Origin of the sequence: Deinococcus soli (ex Cha et al. 2016) (genome assembly GCF_001007995.1) — a bacterium.
In the GTDB taxonomy this organism is placed as follows: domain Bacteria; phylum Deinococcota; class Deinococci; order Deinococcales; family Deinococcaceae; genus Deinococcus; species Deinococcus soli.
This window is the reverse complement of sequence record NZ_CP011389.1, coordinates 2,995,979-3,013,058: the sequence shown is the minus strand read 5'-3', so window position 1 is coordinate 3,013,058 and position 17,080 is coordinate 2,995,979. Positions and strand designations below refer to the sequence as shown.

The following is a 17,080-nucleotide window of genomic DNA, read 5'->3' as shown; positions in this document are numbered from 1 at the left end:
TGGACGGGCGGGGCAGGCCTATGCTGGGCGCATGAAGCGTTTCGTGATGATTGCGGCGGTGCTGGGCGTGGCGGTGGCGGGCGTGTCCCAGGCGGCGACGGTGGCCGAGGTGAAGAAGACGGGCGTGCTGGTGCTGGGGACCGATCCGACGTTCGCGCCGTTCGAGTTCAAGGGGCCGGACGGAACGATTCAGGGCTTCGATATCGATATTGCGCGGGCGGTGGCGAAGGATCTGGGCGTGCGGCTGGAGGTGCGCGCGGTGGGCTTCGGGGCGTTGATGCCGCAGGCGGTCACGTCGGGCCGGGTGGACATGGCCATGAGTGGCATCACGATCACGCCGGAGCGGGCGAAGGTGGTGTCGTTCAGCCAGCCGTACTTCCGGTCGGCGCAGGTGTTCATCGTGCGGGCCGGGAACCCCGGGAAGTTCGCGTGGCCCGCGAGCGTGAAGGGGAAGGTGATCGGCGTGCAGGGGAACACGACGGGGCAGTTCGTGGCGAACGACACGCTCAAGCCCAGGGGCGCGACGCTGAAGGTGTATGACGATTTCGCGGCGGGACTGGCGGATGTCCGCGCCGGGCGGATCGCGGCGCTGGTGGGGGACGCGCCGACGGTGGACGACCTGAAAAAGCGCCTGCCGGGGCAGTTCGAGCAGGCCGGGAAGGACCTGGCCGCCGAGGATTACGGCATGGTGTTCAGGAAGGGCAGTGATCTCGCGGCCGCCGCGAACAGGACCCTGGCGCGCCTGAAGGCCAGCGGGGAGTACCAGAACCTGCTGAAGAAGTGGATCGTGCAGAAGTAACGGCGTCAGCGGGGGCCGGAGGGGGGGTGGGGTGTCCATCCAACCTCCGGCCCCGCTGTGTTGAGGGGTGATGCGTTGTGGGATGCGGTGTTATGGGGTGCGGCTGAGGACGGCGAGGCTGCCGAGGATCAGGGCGAGGCCTGCCCAGCCGGTGGGGGTCAGGCGGGCGCCGTCGATGTGCCTGCTGAGCAGGGCGGTGGTGACGATGCCCAGGCCGCCCCAGAGGGCGTAGGCGACAGCAACCGGCAGGTCGCGCGCGGCGAGGCCGATCAGGCTGAAGGCGGCCAGGACGGTCAGGACGGCACCCACGAAGTACGCGGGCCGGGCGAGACCGTCGCTGCGTTTCAGGAGGACGTTCGCCAGGACGTCCAGCGCGGCGGCGCCGAGGATCAGGAGGGCGGTGGTGGCCGTCATGCGGGCTGCCCGCCGGTGGGCGCGGGGCGGGCCGGTTGGGCTGCCGTGGTCTGCGCGTCTGTCGTGGGCTGCCTGGTGCCGCGGCTCAGGAGGGCGCTGCCAAGCAGCAGGCCGCCCAGCGCGAGCAGGTGCGTGGGGGGCAGGTGTTCGCCCAGCAGGGTGGCGCCCAGGACGGTGAGGCTCAGGAGGCCCAGCGCTTCCCAGGTGGCGAAGGCCACGGCGACCGGGATCTGCCGGAACGCGCGGGAGAGCAGATAGAACGCGCCGGTCAGCTGGGCGTACGTGAGCAGCGTGTGCGTCAGCGGCTGGTCGTGCAGGTGTTTCAGGCTGAGGGTGCCGCTGACCTCTAGGGCAATTGCGGTCAGGAGGTACAGCCAGGCGCGCATGTGTGGATCACCTTCCGTGGGGCGGGCGTGGGGGTGGTCGGGGCCGCCCCGGGCTTCTGCCGTTCAGCGTACCGGGTCGTGTGGCGGGGATGGGGTGAGGATGCACCTTTCGTGAAGAGGGGGCTCCTGTGGGCGTGCCTGTGTCCTATGGTGGGGCGGTGAAGGGGTCCACGTGATGGTTTCCAGTGGTGTCGTGCCCAGCGGGGCGCGCCTGTGACGGAGGTCCTGGAGGGGTTCCGGACGGTGCTGTCCGGGGAGTACCCACGTCTGCTGCTGTCGGGTCTGGGCCTGACCCTGGCGGTGAGCGTGTGTGCGCTGGTGGTGTCGGTGCTGGTCGGCACGGCGCTGGGGGCCGCGCGGGTGCTGCGCGTGCCGGTGCTGGGGCGGCTGGGCGACGCGTACGTGACAGTGGTGCGGGGCATTCCGCTGATCGTGCTGCTGTCGGTGGTGTATTACGGCCTGCCGACGCTGGGCGTGACCCTGCCGGATTTCCCGGCGGCGGTGCTGGCGCTGGGGCTGTACTCGGCGGCGTACACGAGTGAGATCGTGCGCGGTGGGATCAGCAGTGTTCCGGCGGGGCAGGCGGAGGCGGCCCGCAGTCTGGGCCTCAGCCGGGGGCAGGCGCTGCGGTTCGTGGTGCTCCCGCAGGCGTGGCGGGTGGCGCTGCCGGCGCTGGGGAACGAGTTCATCAGCCTGATCCTGGGCAGCAGTCTGGCGAGCGCGGTGACGTTGCAGGAGCTGTTCAGTCAGGGGCGGTACATCACGAACGCCACCTACCGACAGTTCGAGGTGTACGCGGTGCTGGCACTGGTGTACTTCGGGCTGACGTTCGTGCTGTCGCGGGTGGTGCGCGGGCTGGAGGCGCGCCTGAGCCGGGGCGTGACGTTGCCGGAACGGCGCGTGATCTGAAGGCGGGGTTGGGGAATCGAGGTGGCGTGGGCCGCCTTTTTTCCTGCCGTTTTTCATGGGGCGGTAGGGATTGTGGCCTGCTGCACGCCTGGGGTGAGGTCGGCGATGTGGCGTGTGGCTGATGCATGAGGTGGCGCATTGCCCATTACCCCCATTCTGCTATTTGCGAAATACATGACATTGTTCTATAATTTACATAGTCGTCAGGACATCCCTGACCGACCCTGAACTCCCGATTCAATCCACGTTCCACCTGAACCCTTCACCCCAGCTACGCCTGAGGTGAACGGCGCTCCACGCCCACTGGCGGCCCGAAGCGGGTGATATCCCGCCTCGCTGGCCGCGCCACCTCCCCCACCCACAGTCGGCCCAGACCATCCGGCATCCCACGGATACCGGACAGGCCGCGACTGGAGCTTTATTATGTTTTCAGCGTATTTTTTGATCTGGATCTTCCGCCTGTTCACCGACACCGCGCATCCGTGGAACGTACCTCTGCTCGCAACCGATGACGATCGCCCCCGAAGCTAGTCGAAGCCCGCTAAGCTCTCGCTGTGCCAGATCCCCTGATTCCGCTCCGTCACCTGCTGCTCCGTGACGACGCAGAGGGAACACTGAATCACCTCATCCAGGTAGCACAACACGCACGTAGGGCAGCAGACGTACTCCCGGTCATCGCGGCCCTGCCCGAGGTGCCGCAGGTCTGGATCAGCAGTGAGCAAGGCGGTCTCGCCCTGGCCTGGCTTTACTTCCGGGGCATGCAGCACCGCCAGCTCGACGACCTGTTGGAAACCCGACCTGCCGAACAGCTCCTGCCGTTCCGGGCGCACCTGCACCTGATTCACCGGCGCAGCGAAGTGGCCCTGAACCTCGCGCGTTTCAGCGTCCTGCAGGCACCCGATGGCCCCACCCGGTCGCTGACCCTCACGCAGCTGGCGGGTGCCGCCGCCATGCTCGATCACCCCCACTGGAAGGAGCTGTACAGGTTTCAGATTACTGAATCCCTCCCCTTCTACCGGGGCATGGCCCGCGTTCAGTTCGCGTTCGACCTGCAACATCATCACGACCTGGGCGAGGCGACCACCGAACTCACGCGGGCGCTGGGTGACCTGCGGCACGACCCGACGTCCTCTACTTATATCTACCGGTCACTCGTATCTATCGCTCTCGATACCAATCAGCCGGGCGCTGCTCTGAGTGCGCTGCGCAGGGCAGAGTCGGTGGCAAGAGAGGGCCTCCTGGCGACGGAGTTGTTTCTTTCAGCCTCGACGCTGACCATGAGTCTGGCTCAATATCCCATCACGCTCAAGACGGCCATGTCAGCCCGTGAGCACATTTCTGCTCCCGATCGGCTGGCCTCAACGCTGGTCATGGGAGCGAAGGCGCTGGCCCTCATGGGGCAGACGTTCGAGGCCGTTCTGATGACGCAGGAAGCAGCCGCGCTGCACCGGGTGCTGGATTCGGGTCGGCACGCGATCCTCAACCACCTGGCGCTGGCGTACCTGCACGCGGGGGATCTGCCACGCGCCCAGGAGGCCCTGAGTCGCGCGGACAGTTACTCGCAGCATGCAGGGACCCTCTCCTGGCTGGCCCGCGCGGAGTGCGCCCGGCAGGCGGGGGGCGAGCCGCTGCCGCCGGGGGACGGCATCCGCGCGCAGCTGGCGACGCTGCGGTGGTCGTGGGTGCGCGCGTACCTGCCCGCGCTGCTGGAGCACTACGGGGTGGTGACGTTCGCGCCGCCGGAGTGGACGGTGCGGGTCAGTCTGGCCGGGCCGGTGCGGGTGTGGATGTCCGGGGACGAGTTGCCGCTGCGCTCCACGCGGCCCGAGGCGGGCCTGCTGGCGCTGCTGGTGACGGCGGGCGGGCAGGTGTCGCGCGAGCGGGCGCTGGACGCGCTGGACCTGCCGGGGAAGACGCCGACCGCGCGGCGTAAGGCGCTGAGTGCGGCGGTGGCGGCCCTGCGCGAGCTGCTGGGCTGGCCGGGGGCGCTGACGGTGGACGGGGGCGTGTTGCGCCTGTCGGACGCGCCGCGCTGGGAGGAACCGACGCTGCCGGGGCGGGGGCGGGAGGATTTCTTCTGCGAGGGCCGCTTCGATCCGTGGGTGCTGGAGTGGCGGGAGGAGCGGGTGCTGGCTGAAGTACCCGGTTAATTTTTACTGATCAGCAATTCTCAGAAACATGGACGTTTCGCGGACACCCGCTCCGCAGACTGGGGGCATGACCTCCGACGAGCAGCCCGAGCGTGTCCAGAGCCCCGTCCAGCGCCTGTTCCTCCTGGCCCGCCTGCTGCGCGCCCGGCCGCACACCGTCGCGGAACTCGCGGCGGCCACCGGGCAGACCCTGGCCGTCACGGCGCGCGACCTGCGCGAACTGGAGACGCTGGAACCTGAGCTGCGCGTCCTGCCCGGCCCGCCTCAGAGGTACGTGATCGGCACGCCGGAGCTGGACGACGCGGCGCGCCTGACGCTGCTGCGCGGCCTGGACGCCCTCGCGGCGCGCGGGAGCGAACCGGCGGCCAGCCTCGCCCCGCTGCGCGCCGCGCTGGCCGACGCGCTGCCCGCACACGTCCGCGCGGCCCTGCCCCGCCCGCACGTCACGGCGCGCCCCGCCGCCTCCGACCTCGCCCTGAACGCTGTCACGCAGGCATGGCTGGCCTGCCGCCCCATCCGCTTCCAGGAGTGGCAGCCCGGGGTGCGGCGTGCCGCGCGGCTGCACCCCCTGCGGATCGAGGCGCACCCGGTCAGCGGCGACCTGCTCGTCGTGGGCCGCGACCCCGAACACGCGGGCGAGGTCCGCACGTACCGCCTGAGCCGGATGCTGCACGTCACGCCCGAGGCAGGCACCTTCACGCCCGATCTCCTCGACCCGGGGCAGACGCCCGCGCTGCCCGTCACGCCGCTACCTACCCAGGCAGCGGACAGTGTGACGGTCACCCTGCGCTTCATGGGCGAGGCGGCATTCCGCGTGCTGGAAGGCGGGCACGCCTGCCTGGGCGAGCCGAGCATCAACCCCGACGGCAGCGTGGACGCGCCCCTGCTCGTCCCGCATGACGCCGGGGGCGTGCCCCGCAGCGTCCTCCCGTGGCTGCTGTCCTGGGGGCCGCAGGTGCAGGTGCTCGGCCCGGACGGGGTGCGCGCCGCGTGGCAGCGCCTCACGCGCGAGGCTGCCGAGGTCGCCGCGCAGACCCCCACCCGCTTCATGCAGCACGGCGCGGCCTGACCGGCGGGCAGGGGTCCCCTTTACCCGTCCTGCGCGTCGGCCCAAGCGGTCACCGCCGCACTCTGGTACGCGGCGAGTCCGGCCCGCGCCCGGTCGATGTTGCGTGTGAACCGCTCGTCCGCCACCCACATCTGCGCCAGTCCGCGCATCATCTGCGGCGAGGCGTCGTAGTACGCCCCACTGATATGCGCGCGGTGCCGCGCCGCGACCGCCTGCGCCCGCCCGTCCGTGGGGGGCACGCCCGCGTCCATCAGGTCCACGTACCCGGCGGTGATGCCGTCCATCTCCGCTCGGATGCGCCCCCAGTCCGCCTTGCTGTACCGGGCGGTGCGCGCGGCACTCTGGCGGTAGGCGTCCGTGTCGCCCCAGCGTTCACGGACCTCGGTCTCGTAGAGCGCGGGATCGAACCCGTCGAAAACAGCCTTCACGTCCTCGTTGTTCATGGTGCTCTCCTCTGCCCTGCCGTCCAGGGCGTCCAGGCGGGCCTGCACCTGGCGCAGCGTGTGCTCGGCACGGCGCAGGTCCTCGCGTAGCCGCGCGGCGTGCGCGCGCAGGGCCTCGCGTTCCAGGTCCGGCGGGGCGTCCAACACGCCCGCCACCTCCGCGAGCGGCACGCCCAGCGCCCGCCATGTCAGCACCCGCCGCAGCCGCGCCAGATCGCCCAGCGTGTACAGGCGGTAATTGCTCCCGCTGCGCTCGGCGGGGCGCAGCAGCCCGATCTCGTCGTAATGGTGCAGGGTGCGCACGCTCACGCCCGTCAGGGCCGCGACCTCCCCCACCGTCCAGCGCGTCTCGTCCAGGGTGGAACCTCCTGAGGGGCAGCGTAGGCCCTCCCGCCACGTGAGGGTCAAGCGGGATGGCAGACTGGGCACATGCGCCTGATTGCCGCGTCGCCCTTCACGCCGCGCTGGGAGCCGCTCGCGCCGCGCGAGGTCGGGCCGGGCGAGGTGCGCGTCCAGACGCGCCTGAGTGCCCTGAGTGTCGCCTCGGAACTGAGCGTGCTGCAGGGCGGGCCGTTTCCGTCCCCGCTGGGGTATCAGACGCTGGGGACGGTCACGGCAGCCGGGCCGGGCGTGACGCTGCCGGTGGGCGCGCGGGTCGTGACGACGCTGGGGCACGCGGCGTGGGGCGTGCACGGCGCGGCGCGGGTGATTCCCGTCCCGGACGACGTGCCGGACCGGGCGGCGCTGAGCGTAATCCTGGCCGAGGAGACCGCCAAGGGCCTGCGCCGCGTGCAGCCTGCCCCGCACGAGCGGGTGCTGGTGGCCGGGGCGGGCCTGCTGGGGCTGCTGAGCGTGGTCAACCTGACCCGCGCGGGCGTTCACGACGTAAGCGTGATCGAGCCGCGTGCCGATCGGCAGGCCCTCGCCCGGCAGTTTGGCGCACGCGAGGTCTACGCCCCACAGGATGCGCCAAGTGACGCCTTCGACGTGGGCGTGGAGTGCAGCGCCGCCCCCGCCGGATTCGCCGCGCTGCTGGGTGCCTTGCGGCCATGTGGGCGCTGCGTGGTGCTCTCGGACGGCAACTGGGGCGCACTGACGCTGACGCCGGACTTTCACCGCAAGGAGCTGAGCGTCGTGGCCTCCAGTGACGGCGAGGACTACGCCGCGCACGCCCGCTGGTGGTGGCGGCACGTCAGCCCGGTGCTGGAGGCGATGTACCCGCTGACCGTGGCGGCCACCGACCTGCCGGGCCTGTACGCCCGCCTGGACAGTCCGGACCGGCCCGTGAGCGTGCTGGTGGACTGGGAGATGACCCCCCTTCTCTAGAACGCTGCCACTGCGCTGTGCAGGGCGGGCGCGCATCTGCCGGTGCCGACCCGGTAGCCTGCGCGGCATGACAGGTCAGGGGCGGGGGTTCGACTGGGGCGCGTTCGGGCGCGGCTTCCGGGTGATGGTGCCGCTGTGGGCGGGCGTGGTGCCGTTCGCGGTGGCGTACGCGGTGACGGCCCGCGCGGGGGGCCTGAGCGTGTGGGAGACGTGCCTGATGAGCGTCACGGTGTTCGCCGGGGCGAGTCAGTTCGCGGCGGCGGGGCAGTTCGTGGGTGGGGGCGTGCCCGGCGTGGCGGCGGCGCTGACGCTGGTGGGGACGACGTTCGTGCTGAACGCGCGGCACGTGCTGTATGGCCTGAGCCTGTCGCGTCAGCTGCCGCTGAGCCCCCTTCAGCGTGCCGTGGCGGCGCAGTTCCTGACGGACGAGGCGTACGGCATGGTGCTCGTGGCGGGCCCGCGCGATCCGGGCGGCCTGAGCGTGGGGTTCCTGCTGGGCGCGGAACTGAGCCTGTTCGCGGCGTGGAACGCGGCGACGCTGCTGGGCGCACTGGCGGGCGCCGCGCTGCCCGACCCGGACGCGCTGGGTGTGGGCGTGATCTTCCCGCTGGCGTTCCTGGGTCTGCTGGTGCCGCTACTGGTGGGCCGCGTGGCGGTGCTCGTGGCGCTCGTGTCCGGTCTGGGCGCGTGGGGTCTGGGGCGGGTGCTCCCGGGCGGACTGGTCGTGTTGCTGATCGGGGTGGGTGGGGCGCTGCTGGGCGCGCTGATCAGCACGCGGCGGGCGGAGGTCCGCGCGTGAGCGGCTGGCTAGTCATCGGGCTCATGTGGGCCGTGACGTACGCGGCGCGCTTCGTGGGTCTCAGCCTGGGTCGCCTGGAGTTGCCGCCCTTCTGGCTGGCGTTCCTGCGGTTCGTGCCGGTCAGTGTGTTCGCGGCGCTGATCGTCCCGGACGTGCTGGGCAGCCCCGAGTGGGCGCGGCGGCTGATCGGGGCCGCCGTGGGCGGGGCGCTGCTGTGGCGCACTCGGAACCTCGCGCTGGGCATCCTGGGAGGCTTCGCGGCGTACTGGGCGGCGCGGCTGCTGGGCGCGTAACAGGGCCCTGTGAGGCGGGCTGCGGCGTGCAGGGCGAGGCGCGCGCTATGCTGAACGGCGCATGACGGGTCAGGTGGGCAGGGTGAAAGTCATTGACGGCAAGTACGAGGTGCTGCGGGAGGTGTCCGTGCAGGGCCCGGTCACGCTGTCCGAGGTCCGCGCGGCGGAGGGCGTCACGCGGCAGGTGGCTTGGTTCAACGTGGCGACGCCCGCCGACCGGCAGGCCTTCCACGCGTACCGGACGGCGCTGCGCGCCCTGAACCCGGCGGGCCTGACGGACGTGGTCGCGCGGCCCGGCGCGTTCTACGCGGTGTGGCAGCCCGTGACCGGCCAGCCGCTGGAGGCCGCGCTGGCGCACAAGGGCGTCCCTCAGGAGCTCGTAGATCAGGTGCAGGCGCTGGCCGTCTCCCTGGCCGAGCACGGGTACGCGCTGGAGGACGCGCAGGTGCTCGTCGAGGGCAACGAGCCGCGCGTCGCCTACCTGACGCCGCTCGGCACGCCCCGCACCGCCGAGGACATCGCGGCGCGCAACGCCGTGACGCTCGCCCCGCTGAAGGGCGCGCGCGTGAAGCGCCGCCGTGAGCCGGGCGCGTGGCTGACATTCATCCCGGGCCTGCTGCTGCTGGGCGGCGCGACGTACCTGGGCGCGCAGGCGGTGCAGATCTACCTGAACCCCCCGGTGCGTCCCGTGAGCAGCGTCGTGGGTCAGGCGGCGAAGGACGCGGCGCGGCAGCTGACCAGTGAGGGCTTCCGGGTGGAGTACACGACCGGGCAGGCAGCAGGGCGCGCGATCGGGTCGGTCATCCGTCAGGACCCGGCGGGCAGCTCGACCCTGCCAGTGGGGCGTCTGGTGACGCTGACCGTGAACAACCCCCCGGCGATCGAGGTACCGCGCCTGGAGGAGATGACGCCCGATCAGGCGCGCGACGCCCTGAAAGGCAGTGCCATGACGGTCGGGAAGATCGTGAAGGTGGACGGCACCCTGACCGGCACACCGGAGGGTCGGATCGTGGCGCAGCTGCCCGAGCCGGGCTCGACGGCGCAGCAGGGGCAGCCGGTGCAGCTGATGGTCAGCACGGGCATCGTGGGCAAGAAGACCTGGCTGCCGGACCTGCGGGGCTTTCAGTACGAGGACGCCCGGAAGTTCGTGCGGGACGCGGGCCTGGTCGTCACGAAGGTCACGCCGCAACCCAGCGACAAGAAGGAGGGCACGGTGCTGGAGCAGACGCCCGCGGCGTTCAAGAGCGTGCCGGTCGGCAGCCCCGTGACCCTGACGGTCGCCGCGCCGCGCTACAGCGCGCCCAGCCGCCCGGCGGGCAGCCTGCCGCTGCCGCCGCCTGTCGCGGCGCCGGAACCGGAACCGGCGCCTGAACCCGAGCCGGTCACGCCGGACCCGCAGGTCACGGCGCCGCAGGAGATCCCGGCCGTGCCCGCACAGGACACGGCGCCGCAGGTGTCGGCGCCCGCGCCGCGCAGCGTGACGCTGCGGTACACGTTCCCCAGCGACCTGCCGCAGGGGACGTACACGCTGGCGGTGCGGGACGACAGTGGCGAGCGTGCACTGGACCTGAATGCGGACGCCGGGGCGCTGGCCGGGAAGCAGATCAGCACGGTGGCCAGCGTGCAGGGGGACGCGGTGTTCGTGATCCGGCGGGACGGGCAGGACTTCGCGCTCGTCACGCCCTGAGGGCCGCATGATCTATCTGGATTACGCGGCGACGCACCCCATGACCCCGGAGGCCCTGGCGGCGTACGCGCAGGCGGCGGCGCTGCCCGGCAATCCGGCCAGCGTGCACGCGGCGGGCCAGGCGGCCCGTGAGCGGCTCGAGGAGGGCCGCGCGCGGGTGGCGGTGGCGTTCGGGGTGGACCCACGCACGCTGATCGCCAACGGCGGCGGCACAGAGGGCGACAATCACGTGCTGCTGGGGGTCACGCGGGCGTGGCAGGAGGCGCACGGTCTGCCGGGGCACCTGATCACCACGCCGACCGAGCACTCGGCGGTGCTGGGCCCCGCGCGGGCCCTGGCGGCTCAGGGCTGGGCGGTGACATTCCTGACGCCGGACCGCTTCGGACGCTACGACCCGGCGGAGCTGGCAGGCGCGCTGCGCAGCGACACGGCGCTGGTGTCCATCCACCACGCGAACAACGAAGTGGGCGCGATGCAGGACACCCCGGCTCTGGCGGCTCTGGCGTCCGCACGGGGCGTGCCGTACCACACGGACGCCGTGCAGGCGCCCGGCGTGCTGCCGGTGGACCTGCCGGGATGGGGCGTGACGTTTGCAACCTTCAGCGCACACAAGTGGGGCGGCCCGCGCGGCGTGGGCTTCCTGTACGTCCGCCGGGGCACCGAGCTGCCCCCCGTGACGCTGGGTGGTGGGCAGGAGGGCGGCGTGCGCCCCGGCACGCAGGACACCGCCGGGGTGTACGCGGCGGGCGTGGCCCTGAGTCACGCCACAGCGGCGCAGCCTGCGACGCTGGCGCACCTGAGCGCGCTGCGGGAGCAGTTCATGCGGGAGGTCGCGGGCATCCCGGACCTGAGCGTGAATCACGCGCCGGACAGCAGTCCGAAGGTCGTGAACGTCACGGTGGGCGGCGCGGACGGTGAGGCGCTGCTGATGAACCTCGACATGCTGGGTGTGGCGGCCAGCGCCGGGAGTGCGTGCAGCGCGGGCACCATGCAGCCCAGCCACGTCCTGACCGCCGTAGGCCTGAGCGACACGCAGGCCCGCGCGTCGCTGCGTTTCAGTTTCGGTGCGGCCACCACGCCCGCCGAGGTCAGCGCGGCGGCGCAGGCCCTCACGCAGGCCGCCGCCTGGAGCCGCGCCTAGCGGGCTACCCCGTAACAGGGAGGCGGCCGGGACTGACCTGGCCGCCTCTCTGTGGTGAGTGGGCGGGTCTCCTCTCCCACCCCTCACCGGTTCCCCACGTCAGGTGTTCTCGTTCTCTTCGGGGTCGCGGGTCAGGGTGGGTTTCACGGGCGCATGGTCGCGGTCCTGACCGCCGCGCGGGTCGCGGCCCAGATCCTCGCGGGTCAGTTTGATCTCGATGGGTGAACCGCCGAAGTTCAGGCTGCGCTGCGGGAAGGGAATCTCGATGCCGGCCTCGTCCATGGCGATCTTGATGCGGCGGTTGAATTCCCGCCCGATGGCGTACTGGCTCTTGGGCTGCACCTTGAACAGGGCGCGCAGGGTCACGCCGTCCGGCGCGAGCTGCGTGACGCCCTGCTGCTCGGGCGCCTCCAGGAAGAAGTGCTTCCACTCGTCGGCCTCGTAGATCTCGGTGCTGACCTGTTCCAGGACGCGCAGGGCGTCGTCGATGTTCGCGGCGTACGTGACGTCCACCTGCGCGACCACCCTCGACCAGTCCTTGCTGCTGACGCTGACGGTGGCGATCTGCCCGTTGGGGATGATGTGCACGGTACCGTCCAGGGCGCGCAGGGCGGTGACGCGCAGGTTCAGGCGCTCGACGCCGCCGGACAGCTGCCCGGTGTTCACGGTGATCACGTCACCCACGCCGTACTGATCTTCGAGCAGGATGAAGAAGCCGTTGAAGACGTCCTTGATGAGGCTCTGCGCACCGAACCCCACGGCGAGGCCCAGCACGGACACCCCGGCCAGGAGGCTGGTGGCGTTCACGCCGAGCGCCTGGAGGCCCGCGATGACACTCAGGATGACGACCACGACCCGCAGGGTGCTCTCCACCACGCCCTTGAGGGTCTGCACGCGGACGCTGCGGCGGTTGAATTCCTGTTCGGCCACGATGCGCTGCGCGAGTGTGCCGATCAGGTTCCAGGCGATCAGGGCCATGGCGATCACCACGACGAGCTGCCCGGCGCTGTGGCGGAAGCCGTCCATGATGTCGCGGCCCAGGCTGAACAGCACCGGGACGCTGGGCAGATACGCGACGGCGGTGGCGACGGCCAGCCAGCCGATGATCACGACCACGGCCCACAGCCCGTTCAGGGCGGGGCGCAGGCGGGCGGGCACGTGCGGTTCAAGCGTGCTGATCAGCAGCCGGCCGAAGCGGTAGATGGCGTACGCGGCGACCGCCGTCAGGGCGAGCCCCACCCACACCTGTGGTTTGACGATCTGGACACTGAGTTCCTGCAACATGACCCACACCTTCTCATGAGGTGGTGAGTGTGCCAAGAGGCGTGGCGCAGCCCTGGAACACCGGCACCCGCCCAGGTGGTCTCCCGGGCGGGTGCGGAGGAACGTGGGATCAGCTGGAGGCTTGCTGTTCCGTGAAGGCCGCCTCGAGGCGGGGGATCAGGTTCGCCTCGTGCGCGCGCGCGGCGCGCAGCAGGGCGTTCTTGACGGCGCGGGCGTCGGCGCTGCCGTGCCCGATGAACGCCAGGCCGCGCACGCCGATCAGGAGGCTCGCGCCGTACGTGCTGGGGTCCATCCGTTCGGCCAGCCCGCGCAGCGCGCCGCGCACGAGCAGGCCGCCCAGCTTGCTCTTGAGGCTGCTCTGTAGGGCCTCCTTGACCCAGCCGAACAGCACCTTCGCCTCACCCTCGGCGAGTTTCAGGACGACATTTCCGGTGAAGCCGTCGGTCACGACGATGTCGGTGGTGTTGCGGAAGATGTCGCGGCCCTCCACGTTCCCGTGGAAGTTCACGCCCCGGCCGTGCAGGGCGCGCAGCAGGCCGTGTGCTTCAAGGACCAGGGCGCTGCCCTTGTGGTCCTCCTCGCCGATGGACAGCAGGCCCACGGTGGGATTGTCGCGGTCCTCGACCACCTTCAGGTACACGCTGGCCAGCCGCGCCCACTGCGCGTAGTACGTGGCCTTCACGTCGGCGTTCGCCCCGGCGTCGAGCAGGGTGGTGAAGCCGCCCTTCGCGGGCAGGTGCGTGAGGATCGCGGGCCGCTCGACCCCCTTGATGCGGCCCAGGGTGAGCAGCGCGGACGCCATGGTCGCGCCGCTGTGGCCCATGCTGACGACCGCCGACGCGCGGCCTTCCTTCACGAGGCGCGAGGCGACGTTGATGCTTGCCTGCGTGCGGCTGCGCACGTCGCTGGCGTGCTCGTCCATGCCGATCACGTCGGTCGCCTCGACGACCTCGATGGGCAGACCTGCGCTGCCCGCGTGCCGCCCGAGTTCCGCGTGCAGTTTCACGCGGTCCCCCACGAGAATCACGGGCACGCCCGCGCGGGCGGCCTGCACCGCCCCCTCGACGTTCGGCGGGGCGCCGTGATCGCCGCCCATGGCGTCCAGCGCGACCGGCAGGCTCATCAGCGGTCGTCGCCGTCGAGCGCGGCGGACGTGTAGAAGGGCCGGGTCTCCTGCCCGCGCTGCTCGCTGGGCAGGCGGTAGCCGGGACGCTCGACGTGCTCGCGGATGTCCTTGAAGTCCACGTACAGGTCGGCGGCGTTGCGCAGCTCGTAGCTCGTCATCTCGGCGATGCTGGCCACCACGACGCGCTTGCCGCGCGCGCGCAGCACCTCGACCGGGCGCTCGAAGTCCCCGTCGCCGGTCAGCAGCACCGCCGTGTCGTACTGTTCGCTGGTGGTCAGGAGGTCCGTGACGATCTCGATGTCCAGGCTGGCGCGGCGGTATGTGTCGCCGCTGTCGTCGGTCGCCTCGCGCAGGGGGCGGGTGCGCACCGTGTAGCCCATGTACGTCAGGGCGTCGGTGAAGCGCTTCTGCTTGTCGTCAATGGGGGTGGGGACGGCGGTGTAGTAGAAGGCGTTGTACAGGCGGCCCGGAGCGGCGAAGTGCTCCAGGATCTTGCGGTGGTCGAAGTTCCACCCGAGTCGCTTGGCTGCCGCGTACACGTTCGCGCCGTCAATAAAGAGTGCAATGCGTTCCATCTGGGATCTCCTGGGGCCGCGCCTGCCATGGGGCGGGCGGCGGCGGACGCCCGGCACACCTGCTGGTGGCCCTGAGCGTTCGCGGCTCAGGATACCTGACGGACCGTCACGCGGGAAACAGCCCACCCCCCACCACACGCAGCGCGGGCAGCCCGGACTCCGGCCGCGACGGACCCTGAAGGGCGTCCCACACGTCGGCCCGCAGCCGCGCGAGATCCACGCCCGCGTACTCACCCGGCAGCGCGTCCAGGTACCGCAGGGCCTTGCCGTAATTCCGGTGCGTCAGGCTGCCATGCGCCCAGCGTTTGTGCAGCGCCGCCGCGAGCAGGATCAGCGCCTGCAGGAACGCCCGGTCGTCTCCCCGCGCCGTCAGCCAGGGGCGCTCCCAGGCCTCGTGCGCCTCCCACCACTCGCCGCGTGCGAACAGCGCCGCGCCGCGCCGGAAATCGCCGGACTCCGTGACCGTCATGCCCGGCAGGCTAGCGCGTCCCCACCACCGGCGCCCCAACTGCGACCCGCCTCACCACGGTTAAACAACCGGTGAGGGAACACCCACGCGCGGCATATCCCTACCCTGCCCCCCAGGGGTATAGTCGAAGGCATGAAGCCTGTGGAACTCACGGACAGCAACTTTAACACCGAGATCAGCGAGGGCCTGACCCTGGTGGACTTCTGGGCCCCCTGGTGCGGCCCCTGCCGCATCATCGCCCCGGTCATCGAGGAACTCGCCGGGCAGTACGAAGGCAAGGTCAAGATCGCGAAACTGAACGTCGACGAGAACCCCGTCACGCAGGGCCAGTACCGCGTCATGAGCATCCCCACCCTGATCCTCTTCAAGGACGGCCAGCCCGTCGAGGGCGTCGTCGGCGCTCAGCCCAAACGCGCCTTCGAAGCGCTGCTGGACAAGTACAGTAGCGCCGAAACCGCCAGCGCCTGAACCCACACGACGACGCGCTCCAGGCAGTGACCTGGGGCGCGTTCCGTTGTGGGAATTGGGCTGGAGGGATCAGTGGTCGCGCTGCCGGGTGTGGTTGCCCGAGTGTCACGATTCACTGCCTCTCCTCCCACTCCCCTCGTCACATCCTCACGATGTCCGGTGGCGTCCAGGCGTGCAGGGCCTCACTGAGAAGCACCTCGCCGTCGGGCCAGTCGCCGTGCCCGCTGGCGACGTTGATGTGCCCGGCCTCGCCTGCCGAGATGAATTCGGCGTCCCAGGCGTCTGCGAACGCCTGTGCGCGCTCGAAGCTGGCGAAGGGGTCGTTCTCGCTGGCGACCACCAGGGCCGGGAACGGCAGGGGTTGCATGGGGACGGGGGCCATGTCCGCCACGGTCGGGTATTCCTCGAACGCGCGGTCGGCGTCGGTGGGGCCGACGAGCATCGCGCCCTTCACGCGCGGGTGCCCGCCGGTCAGGCGCGCCCAGTGGACGATGTTCAGCACGCCGCACGAGTGCCCGATCAGGACCAGATCGCCCGGCGTCGCGTCGATGACCTCCTGAAGGCGGGCCGACCACGTCTCGGGGGTGGGCCGGTCCGGGTCGTCCTGCTGCACGCGCGCCGCGCCGAACTTCCCGGTCCAGAGGCTCTGCCAGTGCTCCGGGCCGCTGTCCCCCAGGCCCGGCACGATCACGATGGTCGGCGTCATGCGTTCAGGCTAGCGTGCGGGGGGCGGCCGGTGCGGCCGATGTGCAGCCCCAGGTCGGGTCAGGCTTCGAGGAGTTCTACCTGCCGCCCGTCGGGGTCCTGCACGAAGGCCATGTCGCGGCCGCTGGGGCTGGGTTGGAGGCCGCGGGTGACGATCACGCCGCCCTCTTTCAGGATGGGAAGGAGGGCGCGCAGGCCGGTGACGTGCAGGGCGATGTGTTCGGCCCAGTGGGGGTGCGGGGCGGGGGTCTCACCGGTGATCTGGAAAAACTGGAGGAGGCCGTCCCCGAGACGCAGCACGGCGCGGCAGTGGCCCTCGGGGGTGGTGAGGTTCTTTTCGGTGGTCGCGCCGAGGCGTTCGTAGAAGGCGACGGTCGCGCCGATGTCACGGGTCAGGAAGGAGACGTGCTTGAGCATGCGTGCAGGGTATACGCTGCCGGTCGTGACGGGAGCGCCGTGGAACTTGTCGGGTCGGGGAGTGGTCGCCGTGTACGGGGGCCGGGAGGTGGGGGCGCTGATGCTCGTGCGCTACGCGCAGTCCGGCGTGGGCCCCTATGACGAACTGCTGTGGGTGTCGCTGACGGGCAAGCCGCAGGTGACGCGGATCGTGGTGAGCACGCAGCAGAGTGTGGTGTGGGGCCGCCGGAACTGGGCGATTCCCAAGTCACGGGCGGATTTCGCGTGGGAGGGCGTGCCGGGGCGCGAGCAGGTGCGGGTCACGCAGGATGGGCGGCTGCTGGCCTACCTGAGCGTGCAGGCCTGGGGGCCCTCGGTGCCCGTGACGACGGCGGTGGTGCCGGCCGCGTGGCGGACACTCACGCAGCCGCCCCTGCCGGAAGCGGAGGACCGGGCGTCGCTGCTGACGACGGTCTCGGCGTCCGGCTGGGTGCAGCCCGCGCGGCTGAGCGTGATCGGCGGGGACGTCCACCCGGCCCTGTTGCACCGTCGACCGCTGCTGACGGTGGCTGTACCCGACTTCCGGATGATGTTCCCCCTTGCGCGCGTGCGGCCTGCCTGACCGGTCGTTCGGGGTCATG

At 71.1% G+C, this 17,080-nt stretch carries 20 protein-coding genes; 11 read left to right on the top strand and 9 right to left on the bottom strand.

The annotated features are described in order from the left end of the window. Positions 1–31 precede the first annotated feature (31 nt). Entirely contained in the window at positions 32–799 is a 768-nt protein-coding gene (locus SY84_RS14615; RefSeq protein WP_046844611.1) for an ABC transporter substrate-binding protein, read from the top strand. 90 nt (positions 800–889) lie between these two features. Here the strand turns inward: SY84_RS14615 and SY84_RS14610 are convergent, their stop codons facing one another. Continuing rightward, on the bottom strand, positions 890–1,213 hold the full coding sequence (locus SY84_RS14610) for an SMR family transporter (RefSeq protein ID WP_046844610.1): 324 nt from the start codon (positions 1,211–1,213) through the stop codon (positions 890–892). Next, the gene (locus SY84_RS14605) at positions 1,210–1,599 is read right to left on the bottom strand and encodes a DMT family transporter (RefSeq protein WP_046844609.1); all 390 of its coding nucleotides are present in this window, start codon (positions 1,597–1,599) and stop codon (positions 1,210–1,212) included. Before SY84_RS14605 ends, SY84_RS14610 begins: the two co-directional genes overlap by 4 nt. A 213-nt stretch (positions 1,600–1,812) precedes the next feature. Here SY84_RS14605 and SY84_RS14600 point away from each other — a divergent pair, with 213 nt between their 5' ends. From SY84_RS14600 to SY84_RS16075, 3 genes are all read left to right on the top strand, one after another. Continuing rightward, positions 1,813–2,508: an amino acid ABC transporter permease gene (locus SY84_RS14600; RefSeq protein WP_046844608.1), complete on the top strand. Its 696-nt coding sequence runs from the start codon at positions 1,813–1,815 to the stop codon at positions 2,506–2,508. Between the two features lie 758 nt (positions 2,509–3,266). Continuing rightward, positions 3,267–4,658 (top strand): hypothetical protein, encoded by a 1,392-nt coding sequence (locus SY84_RS14595; protein WP_046844607.1) that lies wholly within the window; start codon positions 3,267–3,269, stop codon positions 4,656–4,658. 67 nt (positions 4,659–4,725) lie between these two features. After that, a complete protein-coding gene (locus SY84_RS16075; RefSeq protein WP_052751195.1) occupies positions 4,726–5,727 on the top strand; it encodes a helix-turn-helix transcriptional regulator in 1,002 nt (333 codons plus the stop codon). A 20-nt stretch (positions 5,728–5,747) separates the two neighbouring features. Here the strand turns inward: SY84_RS16075 and SY84_RS14585 are convergent, their stop codons facing one another. Beyond that, complete coding sequence (locus tag SY84_RS14585; protein ID WP_245621354.1) at positions 5,748–6,578, bottom strand: MerR family transcriptional regulator; 831 nt, start codon at positions 6,576–6,578, stop codon at positions 5,748–5,750. Between the two features lie 21 nt (positions 6,579–6,599). Between SY84_RS14585 and SY84_RS14580 the strand changes: the two genes are divergently transcribed. The 5 genes from SY84_RS14580 (at position 6,600) to SY84_RS14560 (ending at position 11,416) form a co-directional block, all read left to right on the top strand. Beyond that, positions 6,600–7,496, top strand: coding sequence for a zinc-dependent alcohol dehydrogenase (locus tag SY84_RS14580; RefSeq protein ID WP_046844606.1), 897 nt, complete (start codon positions 6,600–6,602; stop codon positions 7,494–7,496). A gap of 67 nt (positions 7,497–7,563) precedes the next feature. Continuing rightward, complete coding sequence (locus SY84_RS14575) at positions 7,564–8,295, top strand: AzlC family ABC transporter permease (protein ID WP_046844605.1); 732 nt, start codon at positions 7,564–7,566, stop codon at positions 8,293–8,295. Next, positions 8,292–8,588, top strand: a complete 297-nt coding sequence (locus tag SY84_RS14570) for an AzlD domain-containing protein (protein WP_052751193.1) — start codon at positions 8,292–8,294, stop codon at positions 8,586–8,588. The genes SY84_RS14575 and SY84_RS14570 overlap by 4 nt, the downstream gene beginning before the upstream one ends. Before the next feature lie 61 nt (positions 8,589–8,649). Continuing rightward, entirely contained in the window at positions 8,650–10,275 is a 1,626-nt protein-coding gene (locus SY84_RS14565) for a PASTA domain-containing protein (protein WP_046844603.1), read from the top strand. 7 nt (positions 10,276–10,282) lie between these two features. Then, positions 10,283–11,416: a cysteine desulfurase family protein gene (locus SY84_RS14560; RefSeq protein ID WP_046844602.1), complete on the top strand. Its 1,134-nt coding sequence runs from the start codon at positions 10,283–10,285 to the stop codon at positions 11,414–11,416. A gap of 99 nt (positions 11,417–11,515) precedes the next feature. Here the strand turns inward: SY84_RS14560 and SY84_RS14555 are convergent, their stop codons facing one another. From SY84_RS14555 to SY84_RS14540, 4 genes are all read right to left on the bottom strand, one after another. Further along, positions 11,516–12,700, bottom strand: a complete 1,185-nt coding sequence (locus SY84_RS14555; RefSeq protein ID WP_046844601.1) for a mechanosensitive ion channel family protein — start codon at positions 12,698–12,700, stop codon at positions 11,516–11,518. Between the two features lie 109 nt (positions 12,701–12,809). Continuing rightward, positions 12,810–13,823 (bottom strand): phosphate acyltransferase PlsX, encoded by a 1,014-nt coding sequence (plsX, locus tag SY84_RS14550; protein WP_046844600.1) that lies wholly within the window; start codon positions 13,821–13,823, stop codon positions 12,810–12,812. Beyond that, the gene (locus SY84_RS14545) at positions 13,823–14,401 is read right to left on the bottom strand and encodes an NYN domain-containing protein (protein ID WP_046844599.1); all 579 of its coding nucleotides are present in this window, start codon (positions 14,399–14,401) and stop codon (positions 13,823–13,825) included. The genes plsX and SY84_RS14545 overlap by 1 nt, the downstream gene beginning before the upstream one ends. A 106-nt stretch (positions 14,402–14,507) precedes the next feature. Next, positions 14,508–14,870 (bottom strand): DUF309 domain-containing protein, encoded by a 363-nt coding sequence (locus tag SY84_RS14540; protein ID WP_046844598.1) that lies wholly within the window; start codon positions 14,868–14,870, stop codon positions 14,508–14,510. A 132-nt stretch (positions 14,871–15,002) separates the two neighbouring features. Between SY84_RS14540 and trxA the strand changes: the two genes are divergently transcribed. After that, positions 15,003–15,338: a thioredoxin gene (gene trxA, locus SY84_RS14535; RefSeq protein WP_046844597.1), complete on the top strand. Its 336-nt coding sequence runs from the start codon at positions 15,003–15,005 to the stop codon at positions 15,336–15,338. Positions 15,339–15,477: 139 nt separating this feature from the next. Here the strand turns inward: trxA and SY84_RS14530 are convergent, their stop codons facing one another. Both SY84_RS14530 and SY84_RS14525 read right to left on the bottom strand, forming a co-directional pair. Further along, complete coding sequence (locus SY84_RS14530) at positions 15,478–16,044, bottom strand: RBBP9/YdeN family alpha/beta hydrolase (protein ID WP_046844596.1); 567 nt, start codon at positions 16,042–16,044, stop codon at positions 15,478–15,480. A 59-nt stretch (positions 16,045–16,103) separates the two neighbouring features. Beyond that, a complete protein-coding gene (locus SY84_RS14525; protein WP_046844595.1) occupies positions 16,104–16,460 on the bottom strand; it encodes a VOC family protein in 357 nt (118 codons plus the stop codon). Between the two features lie 25 nt (positions 16,461–16,485). Between SY84_RS14525 and SY84_RS14520 the strand changes: the two genes are divergently transcribed. Then, positions 16,486–17,061, top strand: a complete 576-nt coding sequence (locus SY84_RS14520) for a hypothetical protein (RefSeq protein WP_245621353.1) — start codon at positions 16,486–16,488, stop codon at positions 17,059–17,061. The last annotated feature ends 19 nt before the right edge of the window (positions 17,062–17,080 follow it).